Genomic DNA, 18,993 nt, shown 5'->3' on the forward strand with positions numbered 1-18,993 from the left:
TCTGTGGTATATTTTTTGCGTTCACCGGTAATCGTTGCCCGGGTAAAATGGGGCGACGTGGTCAGCGCATTCTGGCGGGCCGGGTCTTCGCCCGCATCGGCGGTCGAAGCCTCGTCGGGAAGTGGTTCGACGATCATGAACGTCGGGTCCCACATGTGCATCGGCGCCAAGGGTGGCGGGTCCGAACCCGGCCGCCTCGTCCAGCAGTGGGACTGCAGCAAGAAGCCTGAGCAGAGCTGGACGTTCAAGGAGGCGGGGCAGGGGTACACGATCGAGAACGGTCACGGCCTGTGCCTCGGCATACAGGAAGGCAGCAAGAACAAGGGCGCCCCGGCGGTCCAGGCGAAGTGTGACGGCAGTAACGACCGGCACTGGAAGCTCAACTTCGTCCACGGCTCCAACTGGCAGCTCGTCAACAGCAACTCGGGCTACTGCCTGGGCATCCGGGAGGGCAGCAAGAAGGAGGGGGCCGACGCCCTCCAGTGGGACTGCCTCGACATCCCCGATCAGCAGTGGAAGCTTCAGGTGGGCTGACAACCCCGGAGACGATCTCCGCGGTGGTTGGACCGCTGCGTGACTCTTCCCAGCGTGGTGGGCACCCGCAGGAGCCCGTCGGCGCTAGGGAGAAGGTCCGGCCGGAGAAGCAGCGCAAGTAGGGACATGCTCTTCCACGCGGATCCGGTGCCGGCCTGAATGACACCGGGCACCGCAGCAATTCCGGGACCGCCAGGCGTCATTGACGTCTGGCGGTCCTTCGTGGTCTCAGCTCTCGTCCGTCCTGGGTCGTGGTCTGCGCTCGGTGGCGGGCAGACGCAGGACGAGCCGGGCGCCGGGCGCCGTCCCGGCGGGAGCCTCGGCTGTGAGGGTGCCGTGGTGGGTGGTGGCGATGGACCGGGCGATCGCCAGGCCGAGGCCGGCTCCTCCGCAGCCCCTGGTCCTGGCCGCGTCGAGCTGCGTGAATCGTTCGAAGACCCGTTCCCGGTCGGCGGGCGGGATCCCCGGACCGTCGTCGGCGACTTCCAGCGTGATGCTGCCGTCCTCCGTCGCGACCCGGACGTGGACTGCGGCGCGCGCGTGGCGGCGGGCGTTGTCGACGAGATTGGTGAGGACGCGGCCCAGGTGCGCGGGAGTGCCCCGGACCGTTGCCGGGCCGGGCGCGTCGACGAGCACGACGGGGGCGGCCGAATTCGACGGGACCGCTCCGTGGGCACGGGCCAGCTCGGCGAGGTCCACCTCTCTCTCGCGGCCCGGGCGGTGCGCGTCGAGCCGGGCGAGCAGCAGCAGGTCGTCGACGAGCCCCGCCAGTTCGTCGGTGTCCTCCAGGGCGTCCGCGACGGTCCGCGGCCAGTCGGTCCGGTCCGGGTGGGCCAGCGACAGCTCCAGACGCGTACGCAGGGTGGCGAGGGGGCTGCGCAGTTCGTGGGAGACGTCCCCGGTGAACGTGCGCAGCCTGGCCACCGCGTGGTCGAGCCGGTCCAGCGTGGCGTTCATGGCCGTGGCCAGGCGGGCGATCTCATCGCGCCCGCCGGGTACGGGCAGGCGCCGGTGCAGGTCACCGGCCGTGATGTCGGCGACCTCGCGGCGCAGCGCCTCGACGGGCGCCAGCACACGGCCGACCGCGGTCCAGGTCAGCCAGGCGCAGAACAGCACGAGGACGAGGAGGATGGGGATCATCCACGACGACATGCTGAGCAGCGTCGCGCGCGCGGCGTCGAAGTCGACGACCGCGGCGACCTGGAAGCGGCCGTCGCCCGAGTTCACGATGGCCGTCGCGTCCGAGGGGGCGCCGGCGGACGGGGAGGCAGAGGTCGGTGACACTGCCGCGGAAGGGTGCTGCGCGACCGGTCCGGGATCCCACTGCGCGGCCGTCGTACCGGGGTCGCCGAGGCTGACGGCGCCGACGGCGCCGCCCCGGACCGTGTAGCTGCCGCCGGAGGAGCTGCTCTGCGCCTCCAGCACTTCCATGGCCGAGACCGCGTTCCGCCGTGCTTCGTCCCTCGCGGCTTCCCACAGGTCGGCCCGCAGGGCAGCGAGGAACGCGGCCGAGGCCGCGACCAGCGCGAGGGTGAACGCCGCGGTGACGGCGGCGGTGGCCCGGGCGCGCAGCGTTCGCGGAGCCGACCGCCTCAACCGCGCTGACTGCTCGTTCACCGGCGGCCGATCGGTCGGGCGGCGTCGTCCCGGGGCTGTTCACAGGAGACGGTCGTGGCGGGAGGGGCTGACGGAACGGGCAGCAGACGCATCCCACCAGGATGCCTGAGTGCGCAGGTCCGGCCACGAATCCTGAGTACGGCGTCAGTTCGCCATTCGCTGGTTCACGGGGCTCACGGGGCTCACGGGCGGGAGGTGCCGCAGTGCCGTGCCGTGAGCCGGTAGCCGGCGCCCCGCACGGTGAGGATGCTCACCAGCCCGAAGGGAGTGTCGAGCTTCCGGCGCAGGGCGCTGATGTAGACCTCGACGACGTTGAGCGGCCGGGGCGACCGTCCCTCCCAGACCCGCTTGATGATCTCCGGCTTCGTGACGACCTGCTCGGCCCGTTCGGCCAGGCAGGCCAGGACGGCGAACTCCTTGCCGGTGAGCTCGACCTCCGTCCCCCCGCGCCAGACCCGGGTCGACACCGGGTCCACCCGCAGGTCGCCCACCAGCCACTCGGTCGGGGTCCGCTGCGCGCTGCGCCGCACCAACGCCTTCAGGCGGGCGAGGAGCACGACGAACGAGAAGGGCTTGACCAGGTAGTCGTCGGCGCCGGTCTCCAGCCCCTCGGCGATGTCGTACTCCCCGTCCTTGGCGGTGAGCATCAGGACCGGCGTCCGGTCGCCGACCGTCCGCAGGCGCGCGACCACCTCGTACCCGTGCATCCCCGGCAGCATCACGTCGAGGACGATCACGTCGTAGTCGCCCTCCAGGGCCCGTCGCAGGCCCGCGTGCCCGTCGGGGGCCCAATCCGCGTCGATGCCCTCGGCGGCCAGGCCCTGGCGGAGCAGGTCGGCGAATCTGGCGTTGTCTTCCACGAGCAGCAGACGCATGACGCCAGCATGACGCCCGTCGTCGCAACCCTCCGGTAACCCTGAAGCAGACTTCAGGAGACTACCGGTGGCGGCCGGTACGTGGTCTAGCTTTCACCCAGCGGCTCCGGACGTTCGGCGCCGGGCCCGCATGTTTGCCGGGCCTGGGTGTTTGCCGGGCCCGCGTGTTCGCCGAGCCCGCGCGTTCCCGGCGTCGATGCACGGAAGACCGCCCGATCGCGAGGCCCCGGCCGTCACCGGCCGGTCCGGCGGGGGATGCGCCCGGAGGCTGAGCTCGGACCGCTCCTTGCACCGACCGCCGATTCACCTTCCGTCCTCGGTCCCGGCTCTGCTGCCGAGGACGTCGTTGCTCTTGAGACAGGGACACCCACGATGTCGTTGCCGGAATTCAGCGAGATCCCCGCACCCGCCGACTGCCCGTGCCCCGGTTGCGCCGAGGCCGCCGCGCAGGACCGGGCGGCCGTGGCCCGTTCGACCCGCGTACGGGCGACCAGGCTGGTCGCGGCGGGTGCCATGACCGCGGCGGCATTCGCCGGTGCCGGGACCGCCGGGACCACCGAGGCCGTCGCGGCGGAGGGCGCCGCACCGGCCGCGCCCGTCGGTAAACCGACGGGCGACGACGACGGCTCGCCGTCCCCGCAGGGCATGCCCAGTCCCTCCACCGGCTCCGCGGCGACCGCCGCACCCCGGCTGACCCGTGCCCAGATCCTGGCCCGGGCCCAGGGCTGGATCGATGCCAGGGTCCCGTACAGCATGAACCGCTACCGCCAGGGCTACCGCACCGACTGCTCCGGCTTCGTCTCGATGGCGTGGTCCCTGCCCGGCAGCCACTGGACCGGGGACCTGCACCAGTACGCGACCCGCATCACCAGGACGGAGCTGCGCCCGGGGGACATGCTGCTCTTCCACAACACCGCGAACCCCCAACGGGGTTCGCACGTGGTGCTGTTCGGCGGCTGGGCCGACGGGGAGCACACGCGGTACGTGGTGCTGGAGCAGGCCGGCGGGCGTGGTGCGATCAAGCGGACCATTCCCTATGCGTACACCTCGCACGGGTCGTCCTACATCCCGTACCGCTACAACGGTGTCCAGGAGGAGGACATACCAGGAGACGGTTCCGATCGCGCCTTCCCGGGCGCGGCACGGTTCGGCCCCGGGGCCGACAACGCGGACGTCACCAGGCTCGGCACCATGCTGATCGGCCGCGGCGCCGGGCGCTTCTACCAGCACGGGCCCGGCCCGCGCTGGGGCCGTCCCGACAGTGATGCCACCCGGGCGTTCCAGCAGGCGCAGGGCTGGTCGGGGGCGGCCGCCGACGGAATCCCCGGGGCGCAGACCTGGCGACTGCTCGTCGAGGGCCGGGGCAAGGACATCGGACCCGGCGCGGACCGCCCCGCCGACCACCCCGCGAACCGGCCCCCGGCATTTCCCGGGGCCGGGCACTTCAGGCCGGGCCAGCGGAACGACCACGTGGCGCTCCTCGGCAGGCAACTGGTGGCCAAGGGCTACGGCCGGTACTACCGACAGGGCCCGGGGCCTGCCTGGAGCGAGTCGGACCGCCGCGCGGTGCAGGCCTTCCAGACCGACCAGGGCTGGCACGGCGCCGACGCGGACGGATACCCGGGGGAGCACACCTGGCGACTGCTGTTCCGATGAGGTGAATGCGTGATGCCGGGTCAGCCATGTGTGGACGGTGGCCCGGGCACTGTCCTCGACACGTAGGACCGAGACTCATCGTGGAGCGCATCGAGGGCCCCTGAGCGGGTACCGGTCGGCGGTTTCCTCGATTCACTTTGGTGCATCCCCCCGGTGACTTTCCGGTCTACCGGGGGGATCGGCGAGGACCCAGGATCGATGCACGGTGGGACCGACCCGCCTGAACCATCGACAGGGATCGAGGAAGAGATGTGCGATGACGTCGGCCGGTCGGAGCGGACGAAGAGGCGGCCCGAGTACCGGGACCTCGCCGCCGACCTGGTCGATCGGCTGCCCCGGCCCAGGTCGCCCGAGCGGGTCCCGGCGGTCGGGCGGATCGCTCGCCTGTACCGAATCCCCGTCCCCACGGCGGAGTTCGTCCGGCGGGCTGCGGTCACCCTGCTGCGGCGACCGCCCTGGCTCCTGCCGCAGCCCCCCGGATCGGTGGCGTGGCTGGGCGTGGCTGCGGATCTGCGTGAGCGCATCGAGGCGCGCAGCCTGCGAGGGCGGATCCCCGGGCGGCGGGCGCTCGCGGAGGCGTACGGGGTGAGTTTCGACGTAGTCAACCAGGCCGTCGAGGCGCTGATCGAACAGCACCTGCTGGTGGTCAGGCCCGGTTCGCCGGGCACCTACGTCAACGAGGAACGGCCGTGACCGCCGCGAACAGCACCCCGGGCAGGGGTGCTGTTCGCGTTTCAGCTGCTCAGATTTCAGCTGTTTGCGTTTCAGGGGGCAGGGCGCAGGCCGGTGACGAGGTCCTGGACGAGGGTGTACGAGCGGATGCGCAGCGCGTGGTCCGGGCACGGGGTGGAGACGGCGAGGGTGTCGGGCCGGTACAGGTCGAGCAGGTAGGCCAGGTGTGGCCTGATCCGGTCGGGCGTGCCGACCAGCGTCCGAGGCCGAGCGGTGGCCGTAGGCGGCTCCGCCCAGGCGAGCAGGGCCTGCAGCGCGGCGGCCTCGTCGGGGTTGTCGGCGCACGCGATCCGCAGCGCCAGCGCGACGCGCGGTGCCCCGGGGCCGGCCTCCGTGCGGCAGAACTTCCGGTAGTGGTCCAGGAAGTCCGGGCGCGGCAGGTGATCGGCGGGGAGTTCGAGGCAGAACGGAAGCCCGTACGCCGCCGCGACGGCGGCGTCCTCGGCACGCTGTCCGGTCAGCCAGATCCGCGGTGGAGCGGTGGGGGAGCCGTGTACGTCCTCATAGCGGAGGGCGGCGAGCAACGCGGTGAGCCGGGGGCCCGGGAAAGGCGTGCCGTGAGCGGCGTCCGGATCGGTGGCGACGATCAGATCGGTCCGCCGCGGGTGCAGGTGGGCGAGCGACATGAAGCCGGCGGCGCCGCGGACCGGGCCGCCGTCCTCGGGCAGGACCAATCCGGTTCCGACCCGTATGGATCCGGTGATGGTGGCGGCGGCGGAGGCCATGGCGGTGAGCATGTGCGAGTGACGGACCGTGCCGGGGTCGACGGCGGCCCAGTAGCCGTCCCAGCCCAGCTCCTCGCAGTCGACCGCCAGCCGGACGGCCTCCTGCGCGGCGGCCGCCGCGCCCGTCAACGCGTGCTCGCGGCCCGACACGTGGATCGGCGCCTGATCATCGACGATCAGTTCCATCGGAGTTGAGGGGAGCCCTTCGGGTCGCGGAGCCTGGAGTCCGTCCCGCACCGCGTGCGAGGAATTCCACTCCGGTGTGCGGGTGGTGTTAATCATGGCGCTTCCTGGTCGAATGGGCGCAAAAGGACGGTAGCACCGGGGAAGGCCACTTTCGCTGCCCGTCCGGTCCACTTTGGATTCGCCCGCCCCAGGTTTGATCGATGGGTGCTTGGCCGACCCGGCCGGCCGCGGAAAATCCGAAAAGCGGAGATCAATTCAATGACGATGAACAACCGGCGCACCGAGACCGCTAAGCGCTGGACGAAGCTGGCGGCCGTGCCGGTCGGTGTCCTGGCCGCGGGGGCGATGGTGCTCGGCGCCACCCACGCGACGGTGAAGGCTGGCGCGTGGAACAAGGACAACACGATCGAGTCGGGTTCTTGGACGAAGTCCAAGGTCGGCAGCGACCAGGGCACCGACGCCGTCGTCAAGGTGTCCAACCTGATGCCCGGCAAGCCGGGTAGCGCCAAGGTGACCTACACCTACGAGCCCAAGAAGTCGGAGGGCAAGGAGAGCTGGGGCCAGGTGGTACTCAAGGACATCACCGTCACGAAGAGCGGCGAGCCGATCATCATTCCCTCGCAGACCGAGCTGGCCAAGAACCTGTACCTCAAGATCACCATCAAGCAGGGGAACCACACGACGGAGGAGCAGAAGACCCTCGCCGCGTGGTACGAGATGACGAACACGGACAAGAACAAGATGGGCCGCATGGAGCTGCGGCGGGAGAAGCTCGACCGGAACAACGTCCACGCCCCCGAGAACAAGGCTGACGTCACGCTTGAGTGGAAGCTCGCCGACAACGCCCCGGCAGAGGCCGAGAACTCCGGTCTGAAGTTCGACCTCGGCGCTGAGATCGACGCCGTGTAGTACCCCTCCACCCTCGCGGCGGCGCCCGGCTAGGAAGCGAGGTGCCGCCGTGAGGTGAGGTAACACCGACAGAAAAGCAGGAAGGCGTACGGGGTGAACGGCGATTCGAAGCCGGAGGAGGGGCGAGCGAGTGCTCAGGAGCCGGAGGCCCAGGAGCACGACGTAGAGCAGGAGCAGGCCAATGAGGAGACCGAGAGCTGGTGGGCCGTCGTAAGCGTCGCGTTCTGCCGTGCGGTCGTCACGCTGGTCACGAGCCTGGTGCTGATGCCCCTGGCGGCGCTGGTCTGGGGCTGGAGTCCGTCCGTGGTCATCTCCGACTCCATGAGGCCCGCGTTGAGCAGGGGCGATGTGGTCGTCACGCGGTCGGCGGACCTCGGCGAGATCGGCGGTGGAGCGGTGATCTCGTTCAAGGACCCCCTACACGACGGTCGCCCGACGACCCACCGTGCCGTCGAGCGTCTGGAGAGTGGTGCCGCCTACCGGACCAAGGGCGATGCCAACCCCGATCCGGACCCCTTGCTCGTCAGGGCCGGGGAGTTCACGGGCATCGTCACGGTCGCGGTCCCGTGGGCCGGCAAGGCCTGGACCTGGGCCGAGGACCGGGACTGGGGCCCGTTGGCGGTCGCCGTGGTGCTGTACGTGCTGCTGCTGCGGGGCTGCTGGACCGGTTCCCGGCGATCCGGGGCCGCCGTCGCGGCGCCCTGAGGCGCTCTGCTTCCCGCTCTGTTCCACCGCTCTACTCGCCGTCGAGGAGCCCCGCGTTGTGCGCCAGGATGGCGGCCTGGGTCCGGTTCTCGACGGCGAGCGCGGTGAGCAGCCGCGAGACGTACGCCTTGACGGTGCCCTCGGCGAGGTACATCCGCTGGGCGATCTGCGCGTTGGACAGGCCGCCGCCGACCAGGCGCAGCAGTTCGCGTTGCTGCTCGCTGAGCTTCTCCAGGCGGCGCCGCTGGTCCGGGGGGACTCGGACCGCCTGGTCGGAGCGGTCGCGGGACGCGTTCACGAGGTGGGCCGCCGAGGCCGAGGCCAGGACCGTGCCGCCGCTCGCCACCAGCCGGATCGCGCCGACCAGTTGCTCGGGCGGGGCGTCCTTGAGGAGGTAGCCGGCGGCACCGGCCTGGAGGGCCTCGGTGACGCCCTCCTCCGTGTCGAAGGTGGTCAGGACCAGGACGATCGGCGGATTCGGCAGGGCCAGCAGCTGCTTGGTGGCGGTGATCCCGTCCATGCCGGGCATCCGGAGGTCGGTCAGCACGAGGTCGGGCGCCAGGGCCCGGGCCTGTGCGAGGGCCGTGGCCCCGTCGGCGGCCTCGCCGACGACGGTGATGTCGTCGGTGGCGTCCAGCAGCGCGCGCAGTCCGAACCGGACGAGCGGCTCGTCGTCCGTCACAAGCACGCGGATCACTGCCGTCTCCTCTGGGTTCGTCCCCGTTTCGTCAGGGGCTCCGGATCAAGATCTCCGAGGGTCGCACGGCGGATGTTCACGAAAGTGAATGGTGCGCCCGCCGAAAGTGGGGACTCGCGGGACTCACCGGAGTCACGGGCTTGCGGCCGGATTGTCGAGCGGGACCGACGTCACGACGCGCCAGCCGCCCCCGTCGGTGGGACCGGCGTGGAAATCCCCGCCGAGCAGCAAGAGGCGTTCCCGTAGCCCGATCATTCCGAAGCCGTCACCCGCCACCGCGATCCGCCGGGCGGGGACCGGCGATGGGTCGTTGCGCACCATGGTTTCGAGCCTGCCCTCCGCTGTGGAGACCCGCACCTCGGTCCTCGCCTCCGGGGCGTGCTTGACGACGTTGGTGAGCGACTCCTGGACGGTGCGGTACGCCGTCAGCGCGATCTCGGGCGGGACGGGGCCGAAGACGTTCGTGGCGAAGGTGACGGGCAGGCCGGACGAGCGGGCCTCGGCCACCAGCTTCTCCAGGTCGGAGAGGCAGTGGCCCGCGATCACCGAGTCGTCGCCGTCGCGCAGCGCGCCCAGCACCTGGCGCAGGTCCCGCAGGCCGGCCCGGGCGGTGTCGCCGATGGCACGCGCCACCCGCCGACTCTCCGGCTTGACGCCGGGGACGAATTCGAGGGCTCCGGCGTGCATGGCGATGATCGCGATGCGGTGCCCGAGGACGTCGTGCATCTCGCGGGCGAGCCGGACGCGTTCCTCCGCCCTGGTCTGGGCCACCCGGCGCTCGCGCTCCTCGCGCAGGGCGACGATGCTGTGCTCGTAGGCCCGTGCGCCCAGCCCGCAGACGACCGGGAAGAAGGCGTAGAAGGCCGCGGTGAGGAGGTCGTTCGTCAGCGACTCCCCGGGGCGGCCGGGGAGCAGCGCCTTCAGCGGGACGGACAGCACGCCGGCGGCTGTGATGACTGCCGCGCGGTGCCGCGGCTGGAACCTGGCGAGGCTGAACAGCGCGAGGAAGACCGGCGTGCGGGCACCGTCCAGGACCAGCCCCGCGAGGGTCAGCACCGTGACCGCCAGGGGGGCCTGCCGGCGCCACAGGAAGCCTGCCGTCACCACCAGGGCGACCGCGAGGCTGGGCACGACGTCGCACAGCAGGCCAGTCGTCGGTTTGAGGGCGTTGTTCACCGACCCGATGCCCACCAGCCCCACGATCAGCAGGTCGGCGCGCGTCCACCGGGACCGGCCGGCCGGCTTCGTGAAGGCGGTGTACCAGCGCTCGAAGGCGTCCGGAGCGATGGAGAGCGTCACGGGGGGCGGTCCTTGATCGAATGCGGCTGATTCGGGCGAAAGATGACGATTCTAGACGTTTTCCTGCTTGATCGCTGCGGACTCTCGATCGCCGCGGCGTCTCGGCGGGCGGAATTCGATCATCGGCAGGGTGCAGCGGGAGCGGGGAAGTATTCCGTGGCGACGCCGGATTCTCCATGCACGAATGGCAATGCAATTCACAACTCCGGATGCGTTTCCGACCACCTTCGGCCGTGGCCGGGACGGATGGGCACAGGCATGATCATTGGCGCCCGAGAGATCACCCTTCCGAAGACAGGAATCCCCGTGCCCGCAATTCCCGTCCTGCCCGAGGACATTCCCGCGGAATGGACCGCCCATGAGGCCGTCCTCCGTCGGATCCTGGCCGGCCTCCGGTCCGCCGAGGCGACCGAGCTGCCTACCCCTGGCGCGAAGGAGAGCGGAGGCCCTCTCTCCGCCGGTCGGCCCCGCTGACCTCCGTCCGCCCCCGCCGATCCGGCACGACCACTCCGCAGAGAAAGCGCCATGAGCATCCGCCGACTTCGCACCCGCAGCACCGGCCTCGTCCGGGCCGCCGTGACCCTCGCGTCCGGACGCCCGCCCAGGACCCGACCCGACAGCCGGGCAAGGACATCACCCGATCGTGGCCCGGAGGCGGTGGCACTCCCCGGACTCCCCGGACTCCCCGGGCTCCCCGGCGTGCCGGACACCCCGGCAGCGCGGGAGTCCGCCCGGCTCTTCGTCGCCGAGGCCGCCCGGACCGGGCTCGCCGAGGAGGACCCGGCGGTGACCGAGGTGGTGGCCCGCTGCGGGTACCACCCGCTCGCCATCCGGCTGACGGCGGCCCGTTTCCGGGACCGGCCGCTCTGGTCGCTCGGCAGCCTCAGCGCCGAACTGGACGCCACGGCACGGCAGTCGACGGGCACACCCGCCGTGCCCGCTACCGTCCCCGCCGTCGTGGCCGCCGCGTTCCACCTGGCGTACCGCGACCTGGCGCTTCCGCAGCAGCGCCTGCTCAGGAGGATCGGGCTGGTTCCCGGTCCGGACTTCGACGTCCTCGCCGCCTCCGCCCTCGTCGACAGTGATCCGGCCACGGTCGAGGCCCTGCTGGACGGCCTGGTCGGACGCCACCTCGTCGAGAAATCGGCCCACGGACGCTACCGACTGCCCGGGGTGCTGCACGAACCAGCCCGCGTGCTGGCGTTCGGTGACGGCCCCAACACCCGTGCGGCGGCCATCAACCGGTTCCTGGACCACTACCTCGCCTGCGCGACGGCGGCCGACCGCCAGCTGGCCCGCCGCCCCCTCCTCGCGGCCGGACGGCTCGCGCCGGGCGCGGACCGCGCCCCGGACCTGTCCACCCCGGAGCGGGCGATCGCCTGGATGCAGGGCGAGTGCGCCAACCTGCAGGCCGCCGTGGAGTTCGCCATCCGGCACGGCCGCCACGCCCACGCCGTCCACCTGCCGGCCGCGCTGCACGCCTACCTGCGTGGCCGTGGTCACTGGCAGGAGGCCCGCGTCCTGCACCACCTCGCGCTCGACAGCGCCGTCCTCCTCGGCGATCGGCCGGGCCGGGCCGAGACGCTCCTCAACCTGGCCGAGCTGGACGGGCTGACGGGCGAGCAGGCGGCGGCCGAGGAGCGGTACTCCCAGGCACTGGAGCTGTACCGGGGCCTGGCCGACCGCACCGGCGAGGCGTACGCGCTCTCGGGGCTCGGCCTGGTCCAGGAGGCACAGGGCCGGTACGAGAGCGCGGTGGAGACCCACCAGGCCGCGCTGCACCTCCACCTCGCCGACGGGGACCGCCACGGCCAGATCGCCGCGATGGTCGGACTCGCCCGCGCCCAGCGGACGTTGGGGAATCACACGCAGGCCACCCAGAACCTCCAGCCGGCGCTGGAGCTGTCCGAGTTCCTGAACAGCCGCCCCGGCCGGGCCGACGCCAGCCTCGGCCTGGGCGTCGTCGGCGAGCTCACCGGGCAGTACCAGGCCGCCGCCGCCCGGCACTGGGAGGCCGTGAACCTCTATGCCGCGATCGGCGACCGACTGGGGCAGGCCGATGCCCTGTCGGCACTCGGACGGATGCAGCAGCTGATGGGGCAGTACGCGGCGGCCCTGGGGAGCCACGGGGAGGCGCTGGAGATCCACCGGGTCCTGGGCCACGACGAGGGACGGGCGGACACCCTGCTGCTGCTCGGGGACGCCCATCTCGCGCTCGGCGAAAGCGACCTGGCCACACGGGAGTTCACGACCGCGCTGGAGCTGCACCGCGACGGGGGCCGCCGGCGGGCCGAGCTGGACGCGCTCCTCGGGCTGGCGCGGCTGGACCACGCGGCCGGTCGCTCCCGGGTCGCGGTCGAATGGCTGTCCGGGGTGGTGGCCGGCTACCACGAGCTGGGCGTCCGGCCCGGCGAGGCCCGCGCGCTCGCCGTGCTCGGCGACGCCCAGCGGTCCACCGGCGCCTACGAGCCTGCGCTCCAGAGCCTGTGGCGCGCCCTGAGCCTGTGCCGGGACCTCCAGGACCCGGGCGCGGAGGCGCAGACGCTCAACCTGCTGGGCCGGCTGCTCGCGGAGACGGGCTGGTCGAACCCGCACACCCACTACGCGCAGGCCCGCGACCTCGCCTGCGAACTGCCGCTCCCGTACCAGGAGATGCTCGCGTTGGAGGGCGCCGGGATCGGCCTGTGCGAGGAGGGCTCGGAGGCCGAGGGCGAGATCTGGCTGCGCAGCGCCCTCGGCGTTGCGGACCGGCTCGGGATCCCGGACGCCGAGCGGATCCGCGCCCGCCTCGACGCCCTCACCCGCGGTCCCGTCCTCGTGGCCCGGCCGGAGGCCGCGCCGGAGTCCGCGCCGGAGCCCGCACGGGACGACCAAGGCTGACCTGCCGGACACAGAACGGCTGCGGTCCCACACCCGGGGTTCGGGTTTGGGACCGCAGCCGTTTCGCGCCCGGCAGATCAGCGCACGTCGCCCATCAGGGACCGGACGGTCCGGCGGCCCAGGTGGATCGCGACGCCGGCGAGGACGGCCAGCGCCGCCTGACCGACGATGGCCGGAGTGCCGTTGAGGTTCACACCGGTCATCGAGAGCAGACCGGCCACGCAGTCACCGGCGGTGACCGCGAGGAACCACACGCCCATCATCTGCGAGCCGTACTTCGCCGGCGCCATCTTCGTGGTCAGGGAAAGGCCCACGGGGGACAGGCACAGCTCGGCGACCGTCTGGACCAGGTAGATCGCGACGAGCCACATCGGGCTCACCTTCTCGTCCGGGCCGGCCACGGCCAGCGGCACGGCGAAGACGAGGAACGAGGCGCCGACCAGGACGAGGGCCAGGCCGAACTTCACGACGGTGCTCGGTTCGCGGTCCCGGCGTGCCAGTCCGAGCCACAGCGCGGCGAAGACCGGGGCCAGGGCCATGACGAACAGCGGGTTGAGGGACTGGAACCAGGTCGACGGGAAGTCGAAGCCCAGCAGCGTGTTCGCGGACTTGCCCTCCGCGAAGGTGGCCAGCGTGGAGCCGCCCTGGTCGTAGATCATCCAGAACACGGCGGCGGCGACGAAGAACCAGATGTAGCCGTTCATCCGCGCCTGCTCGGTGTCCGAGAGTTCCTTGTCGCGCTTGATCCGGACCAGCACGCCGACCGGGATCAGCAGACCGGCCAGGGAGAGCGGGAGGAGCGCCCACTCCAGGGTGAACGCGCCGGCCATGACCACGCCCGTGTAGAAGAGCGCGATGACACCCGCGACGGCTGCCGCCGTGGCGAGGAGCTTGGAGCGCTCCTGGGGGCTCAGCGGGTTCGGCACGACGTCGCTCTTCGCACTCAGGTGCCGGGTGCCGAGCAGGAACTGGAGCAGCCCCAGGGCCATGCCCACGCCGGCCAGGGCGAAGCCCAGGTGCCAGTTGAACTCCTGGCCCACGGTGCCGATGACGAAGGGCGCGACGAAGGCGCCGAGGTTGATGCCGACGTAGAACAGCGTGAAGCCGCTGTCCCGGCGCGGGTCCGCCGGTCCGTCGTACAGGTGCCCCACCATCGTGGAGATGTTGGCCTTCAGCATGCCCGAGCCGACGGCGACGAGCGCGAGCCCGGAGAAGAACATCGCCTGCCCGGGGACGGCGAGCAGGAAGTGGCCCGACATGATCACGACGCCGGCGACGGTGACGGTCTTCCGGGCGCCCCAGACCCGGTCTCCGAGCCAGCCGCCGGGCATGGCCATGAGGTAGACCATCCCGACGTACACCGAGTAGACGGCCGTCGCGGTCGCCATCTTCATGGCGAGGCCACCGCCCTGGCTGCCCGCCGCGGAGTCCGGCCCGCCCGAGATGAGGTAGACGACGAGGAGGGCGCGCATGCCGTAGTAGGAGAACCGCTCCCACATCTCGGTCATGAACAGGGTGGCCAGGCCACGGGGTTGACGGGAGTGGGACGTCCCGCTGGCGGTGCCGACCGTCTCGTTGGTCAGGCTTGGTGCCATGGTGGTTCCTTACTGATTGCTGCTCACTGGTCGCGCGTGGGGGCGTTGCACCCCTGCGACGGATCGGGGGCCGGTACGGAGTCCGGCCGCCTGGGCGTCTCGTCCCGGAGGGCCCGGATCGCCCACAGGCCCCTCATTTCTAGGCCGCCACGCGCGGGCCGCGACAGTCGCCGATCGTCCCCGCCCGATGCCCTTTCGATGTGCGCCAGGGGCCCACCCGTGCACCAACGTCGACTACCGGCGGGTCGCCTGCACGGCTTCGGGTGGCTGGTTGGGGACGGGTCGAGACCTGTACGCCATCGGTAATCGGTCAATGAACTTTGGATTCCCACTCGCCCTATTTGGTTTGTGGACGCCCCGAGGTTGCTCTGCATAGAGTCGGCCGAAGCAATCGGGATCAGTCGGAATATGGATCCCGACCGTCAGTTCCCATTGGGGGAGAACTTTCATGGCGATGATTCGACGTATTTCATTTGCGGCGGCAGCGGCTGCTGCGGCGATGCTCGGAGTGGCGGGGACGGCGCATGCCGTCGGGAGCAAGTCCTCCGACGGCCTGGGGGAGGCCCCGATTGACCAGCAGACCTGTGGCGCCGGATCGGCGGGCCTCAACGGGGCGAAGGATCCGGTGGGTGAGGCGGACTGGGGCAAGGCCGGGAAGGTCACATCGGGTTTCTTCTACTCGGACAAGCAGCAGGAAAGGCGCACCGATGACATCGTCGCCTGCTTGAAGGACGGACAGGTCCTGCTCTACCAGAACGAATCCGACGGGAATTTCTCGAAGGTCCACAAGCTGGCGGAGCCCGGCTCGGAGGGGCGCTGGAAGGATGCCGTCTCCATCACTGCGGGCAATTTCACCGGCTCCGGCAGCAATGACCTGTTCGTGCGCTGGCGGGGCGGAGCCGCTTCGCTGTTCAAGAACGTCTCCACCGGTCACAAGCTGAAGGAGGAGATCCAGATCGCCCCGCCCGCGGGTGAGGAGGGGGTCTGGCACAACAACGTCGTCAGCATCACCTCCGGGAAGTTCCACAAGGACGGGGGTCTGGACGATCTCGTGGTCCTCTGGACGGACGGTGAGGTCACCCGTTACGGGCTGACCGCTGCGGGATTCGGCGAGCAGGGTCAGCTTCGGGCGCCCGACAAGAAGTGGAGGGCGACCAGGACCGTCGCCGCCGGGCACCTCGACGGAACCGGCGACAAGAGCATGAGCGACCTGATGGTTCGCTGGAGCGACGGTCGGGTGAGCGTCTACGACTATTCCGTCGAAAAGGGCCTCCACTCCGAGTCGTTCATTCGGCCGGCAGGGGACCACGAATGGGAAGGCGGCCTGATGGCGATCGGCAACTATCATCAGGCCGAGGGGAAGCCGACGAATCTGCGGGACGATCTCCTCCTCCGGTGGCCCAACGGCGGACTTTCCCTGTTCCAGGACACTTCGAGCAAGGGCCTGGGTCGGGAAGTGAAGCTGTCGAAGCCCCGCCCCTGATAGAGATCTCTGGATCTATTCGTGGGACGTGATTTCTGATGCCTGGGGCGGGAACTTCCGGCCCCAGGCATGTCGCCGTGGTCGCTGCCTCGGTGGTCACATCGATATTCGTTCTCCTCGGGATGTCCGCCCTGGTGACCCATGAGTCGATCAAGGTCGCCAAACGATTTGGCGGGATATCCAGCGTGGGGGTGTTCGTCGATGGCGGCAGGGATATCAAGGAGCACAATTGCACGGGTGCTGTGATCGAGAGTCCTGGGGGTGGCATCGTCATCACTGCCGCCCATTGTGGCGTTCAGGCCGGCAAAACGCGGTTCATTCCGGGATATGACGGGGCCGAGGGGAGTTCCGGGCAGCCTTTTGGTATTTGGGATGTGGATAGGACCTGGACCGATCCGCGTTTCTCCCGCACCCCGGAGGGTGAGGAGTTCGACTTCATGTTCGTGCGGCTGAGGCCGAACTCGGCAGGTGCCCCGATCGCTACGGTCACGGGAGCCAACTCCCTGCGGAGGGGCTCGTGGCATCACGACGGTCCTGTCACGGTCATCGGATACCCCTGGCGCCGGAAGAATCCGGCCGACTTGCCCGTCAGGTGCACTGCGGGCACGGGCACGCTCTCTGGAGGCCGGTACCTGCGCATGAGCTGCGACGGCTACGCCAGCGGGGTCTCCGGAGGGCCGTGGCTGTCGAATTTCGACGGCATGACCGGCGAGGTCATAGGAGTGACCGGAGGGAAGGGCGGGGGAGGGCCGGTGGACTGGATAACCTACAGTCCGGTCTTCGGCGAGGCGCTCACGGAACTTTACGTCGAGGCGACCCATGGCCGGCAGTGAACCTTCCGCCAACCCGACCCTCCATGCCGTCGGGCCGCGCCGCGGATCTGCCCGTCCGGCGCTGGGCCTGCGGCAGTGGGACGGCGCGACGGCCCTCCTGATCGCCGGTGCGGTGCTCTACAGCGCGTGGCCGCTCGAAAACCTCGTGGTCACGGGTCTTCCTCCTGGCCGCTCCTTCATCTCGGAACTCGCCGCAGAAGGCCAGCCGACCCGATCCCTGTTCGCCGCGTGCGACGCCGCAGCGGGTGCGCTCATCGCGTACGGCTGCATCGCCAGACTGTTCTCCTCGGCCCAACATGTCTGCTGGGCACGGACCTTCCTCTGGCTGACGCTCCTCGGCGCCGGTGTCATGACGAGTGTGTGCGCGGTCCTGTCCCCCATGGAGTGCTCCCCTTCCTTGGAGGAGGGGTGTGAAACCCTGGGCTTCAACGGCATCCTGCCCTCGCAAGCCCTGACACACGTTGCCCTGAGCACCTTGGTGGAGGCCGCGTTCCTCGCAGCCATGAGGATGGCGCACCGCCTCGCGCCCACCACGTACCGCTTTCGTCGGGGCCTCCCCAGGGAGTCGTTCCTGGGCGTTCTGAGCTGTTGCCTGCTGCTCGTCGACATCGCGCTGTCGGCGTACGAGAGCAGTCTGCACGGGCTCGTCCAGCGTGCGCACGTGGCAATCGTGGCCGCATGGCTCATCAGCCTGGCCTGGAGCACCAGGCGTCAGGCGGTCGAACCCGCCTCTCGCTGACATGGACACCGGCCCGGCCTGGGCATGAATCACTGGAACCCAAGGAACGACCCTGAAGAAAGCCCTGTACCTGACTCCCCTGCTGATCCTCGCCGCCTACTGCGCGAGCAGCGCCCCCGTCGCGACACTCGATGGCTCGGTCCCGACAGCGCCACCGGACGAGCGTCGGCAACGGACCCTGGCCTGCGGGACCACGATCGCCCCGCCGCGTGCGGAGTCCCTCGCCGGCGACCACGTGTACCTCACCCTCCCCCGCGCCGAACTCGATGGCACCGGGATCGCCGTCACCTACCGGATCACGGCCAAGGACCCCGCGGAGATGCTGACGCTGCCGTTCATCGGAGTCCCACCGACCGCTCTCCTCCTCAAGGACGGGAAGATCGTCGCGACGCAGACGCCCCACCGCGGCGACGGTCCCACTGCCACCGTCGCCTTGGATTATCGCGTCGGAGAGGAGCCCTACGAGGAGCACCTGACCATCGACCGGGCGTGCCCCGGTACGAGCTTCAAGGACGTGGCCACGGATCCCGGCCGGTACCGGGTCGTCACCGTCATGTCCGTCCAGGGCGCGGGCATGCCTGAGGACATGAAGACGGTTCCCCTCGTCCAGGCCTCCGCCGCACTGGGCGTAACGGCATGACAGCCTCGACAGAGGTTGCCGGCCAGTAGTTGACGGGGGTGGGGCGTCCCGCTGGCGGTGCCGACCGTCGCGGTGGTCAAGCCTGATGTCATGGTGGTTCCTTACTGATTGCTGCTCACTGGTCGCGGGTGGGGGTGTCACAGGATGGACATCTCGTTCTGGCACCTCGCCTGGCTGAACGCGCCGCTCTTCCTCGACGTCCCGCGCGCCCTTGCGAGAATCGCCGTCGACACCGACCCCCGACCGAACGGCTGACCACGCCATGCCGCTGAACCCCCTCCCGCCCACCGCCCTTCGGGCCGACGGCATCGAGCTCCTGGAACTGCAGCTCGCCGACTGGCCGTTGGAGCAGCAGCTGTCCCGCGTGCCCGACGTGGTCCGCTGGACCTTCTACCGGGCCGACATGACCGAACAGCAGGCCCGCGAACGCATCGAGCTCGGGCACGCCCGCAGCCGCGACGGCGTCAGCCGCCGCTATGCCGTCCGCCTCGACGGCCAGTCCGTGGGCACGGCGGGCATCATCGTCACGCGCGAGCATCCGGAGGTCTTCTACGCCCTCCTTCCGGACAGCCGGGGCCGGGGGGCTGCGACGGCGGCCGTCCGTGCGCTGAGTGACTGGGCCCTGGACGCCGGGGCGGATCAGGTCGTCATCTGGACGGGCGAGGGGAACGCGGCCAGTGAGGCGGTGGCCCGACGTGCCGGGTTCCTCTTCGCGGGTACCGAGGTCGACCTCGACCACGGTGAACCGGAGACGCTTCTGAAGTGGGTCCGGCGTGGTGGTGTGCCGCGGTGAGATGGGTTACCGGCCAGTAGTTTGGCTGATCATCGTCTCGTCTGAGGCGGCGTCAGATCGTTAGGCTCCCTGCGATCGGATGTTGTGAGCAGTAG

The 18,993-nt window shown here is 70.5% G+C and carries 17 protein-coding genes; 11 read left to right on the top strand and 6 right to left on the bottom strand.

The annotated features are described in order from the left end of the window. Positions 1 to 57 precede the first annotated feature (57 nt). Positions 58 to 534 (top strand): RICIN domain-containing protein, encoded by a 477-nt coding sequence (locus ACFV4F_RS12565; protein WP_380502030.1) that lies wholly within the window; start codon positions 58 to 60, stop codon positions 532 to 534. Between the two features lie 228 nt (positions 535 to 762). Here the strand turns inward: ACFV4F_RS12565 and ACFV4F_RS12570 are convergent, their stop codons facing one another. Continuing rightward, entirely contained in the window at positions 763 to 2,151 is a 1,389-nt protein-coding gene (locus ACFV4F_RS12570) for an ATP-binding protein (protein ID WP_380502032.1), read from the bottom strand. Positions 2,152 to 2,333: 182 nt separating this feature from the next. Then, positions 2,334 to 3,026: a response regulator transcription factor gene (locus ACFV4F_RS12575; protein ID WP_380502034.1), complete on the bottom strand. Its 693-nt coding sequence runs from the start codon at positions 3,024 to 3,026 to the stop codon at positions 2,334 to 2,336. Between the two features lie 372 nt (positions 3,027 to 3,398). On the opposite strand from ACFV4F_RS12575, the gene ACFV4F_RS12580 reads away from it, so the two are divergent. Both ACFV4F_RS12580 and ACFV4F_RS12585 read left to right on the top strand, forming a co-directional pair. Beyond that, positions 3,399 to 4,682, top strand: a complete 1,284-nt coding sequence (locus ACFV4F_RS12580) for a peptidoglycan-binding protein (protein WP_380502036.1) — start codon at positions 3,399 to 3,401, stop codon at positions 4,680 to 4,682. A gap of 249 nt (positions 4,683 to 4,931) precedes the next feature. Then, on the top strand, positions 4,932 to 5,375 hold the full coding sequence (locus tag ACFV4F_RS12585) for a GntR family transcriptional regulator (RefSeq protein ID WP_380502038.1): 444 nt from the start codon (positions 4,932 to 4,934) through the stop codon (positions 5,373 to 5,375). 71 nt (positions 5,376 to 5,446) lie between these two features. On the opposite strand, the gene ACFV4F_RS12590 is transcribed toward ACFV4F_RS12585, so the two are convergent. Beyond that, entirely contained in the window at positions 5,447 to 6,325 is an 879-nt protein-coding gene (locus ACFV4F_RS12590) for an LLM class flavin-dependent oxidoreductase (RefSeq protein WP_380502039.1), read from the bottom strand. A gap of 258 nt (positions 6,326 to 6,583) precedes the next feature. Here ACFV4F_RS12590 and ACFV4F_RS12595 point away from each other — a divergent pair, with 258 nt between their 5' ends. Continuing rightward, positions 6,584 to 7,234, top strand: a complete 651-nt coding sequence (locus ACFV4F_RS12595; RefSeq protein ID WP_380502041.1) for a hypothetical protein — start codon at positions 6,584 to 6,586, stop codon at positions 7,232 to 7,234. Positions 7,235 to 7,327: 93 nt separating this feature from the next. After that, positions 7,328 to 7,939 (top strand): signal peptidase I, encoded by a 612-nt coding sequence (locus tag ACFV4F_RS12600; RefSeq protein WP_380502043.1) that lies wholly within the window; start codon positions 7,328 to 7,330, stop codon positions 7,937 to 7,939. Between the two features lie 31 nt (positions 7,940 to 7,970). On the opposite strand, the gene ACFV4F_RS12605 is transcribed toward ACFV4F_RS12600, so the two are convergent. Both ACFV4F_RS12605 and ACFV4F_RS12610 read right to left on the bottom strand, forming a co-directional pair. Then, the gene (locus ACFV4F_RS12605) at positions 7,971 to 8,636 is read right to left on the bottom strand and encodes a response regulator (RefSeq protein ID WP_380444873.1); all 666 of its coding nucleotides are present in this window, start codon (positions 8,634 to 8,636) and stop codon (positions 7,971 to 7,973) included. 132 nt (positions 8,637 to 8,768) lie between these two features. Beyond that, on the bottom strand, positions 8,769 to 9,935 hold the full coding sequence (locus tag ACFV4F_RS12610; protein WP_380502045.1) for a sensor histidine kinase: 1,167 nt from the start codon (positions 9,933 to 9,935) through the stop codon (positions 8,769 to 8,771). 657 nt (positions 9,936 to 10,592) lie between these two features. Here ACFV4F_RS12610 and ACFV4F_RS12615 point away from each other — a divergent pair. Beyond that, a complete protein-coding gene (locus ACFV4F_RS12615; protein WP_380502047.1) occupies positions 10,593 to 12,815 on the top strand; it encodes a tetratricopeptide repeat protein in 2,223 nt (740 codons plus the stop codon). A gap of 77 nt (positions 12,816 to 12,892) precedes the next feature. Here ACFV4F_RS12615 and ACFV4F_RS12620 read toward each other — a convergent pair whose 3' ends face one another. Continuing rightward, entirely contained in the window at positions 12,893 to 14,410 is a 1,518-nt protein-coding gene (locus ACFV4F_RS12620; protein WP_380502049.1) for a peptide MFS transporter, read from the bottom strand. Between the two features lie 448 nt (positions 14,411 to 14,858). On the opposite strand from ACFV4F_RS12620, the gene ACFV4F_RS12625 reads away from it, so the two are divergent. The 5 genes from ACFV4F_RS12625 to ACFV4F_RS12645 all read left to right on the top strand — a co-directional run bounded on the left by ACFV4F_RS12625 (position 14,859) and on the right by ACFV4F_RS12645 (position 18,898). Beyond that, the gene (locus ACFV4F_RS12625; RefSeq protein ID WP_380502051.1) at positions 14,859 to 15,893 is read left to right on the top strand and encodes a hypothetical protein; all 1,035 of its coding nucleotides are present in this window, start codon (positions 14,859 to 14,861) and stop codon (positions 15,891 to 15,893) included. Between the two features lie 122 nt (positions 15,894 to 16,015). Further along, entirely contained in the window at positions 16,016 to 16,726 is a 711-nt protein-coding gene (locus ACFV4F_RS12630) for a trypsin-like serine peptidase (RefSeq protein ID WP_380502053.1), read from the top strand. Continuing rightward, entirely contained in the window at positions 16,713 to 17,465 is a 753-nt protein-coding gene (locus ACFV4F_RS12635; protein ID WP_380502055.1) for a DUF998 domain-containing protein, read from the top strand. The genes ACFV4F_RS12630 and ACFV4F_RS12635 overlap by 14 nt, the downstream gene beginning before the upstream one ends. A gap of 235 nt (positions 17,466 to 17,700) precedes the next feature. Then, complete coding sequence (locus tag ACFV4F_RS12640; RefSeq protein WP_380502057.1) at positions 17,701 to 18,105, top strand: hypothetical protein; 405 nt, start codon at positions 17,701 to 17,703, stop codon at positions 18,103 to 18,105. Positions 18,106 to 18,367: 262 nt separating this feature from the next. Further along, positions 18,368 to 18,898 (top strand): GNAT family N-acetyltransferase, encoded by a 531-nt coding sequence (locus ACFV4F_RS12645; RefSeq protein WP_380502059.1) that lies wholly within the window; start codon positions 18,368 to 18,370, stop codon positions 18,896 to 18,898. Positions 18,899 to 18,993 lie beyond the last annotated feature (95 nt).

This window comes from Kitasatospora sp. NPDC059722 (genome assembly GCF_042733235.1).
Taxonomy (GTDB): Bacteria; Actinomycetota; Actinomycetes; order Streptomycetales; family Streptomycetaceae; genus Kitasatospora.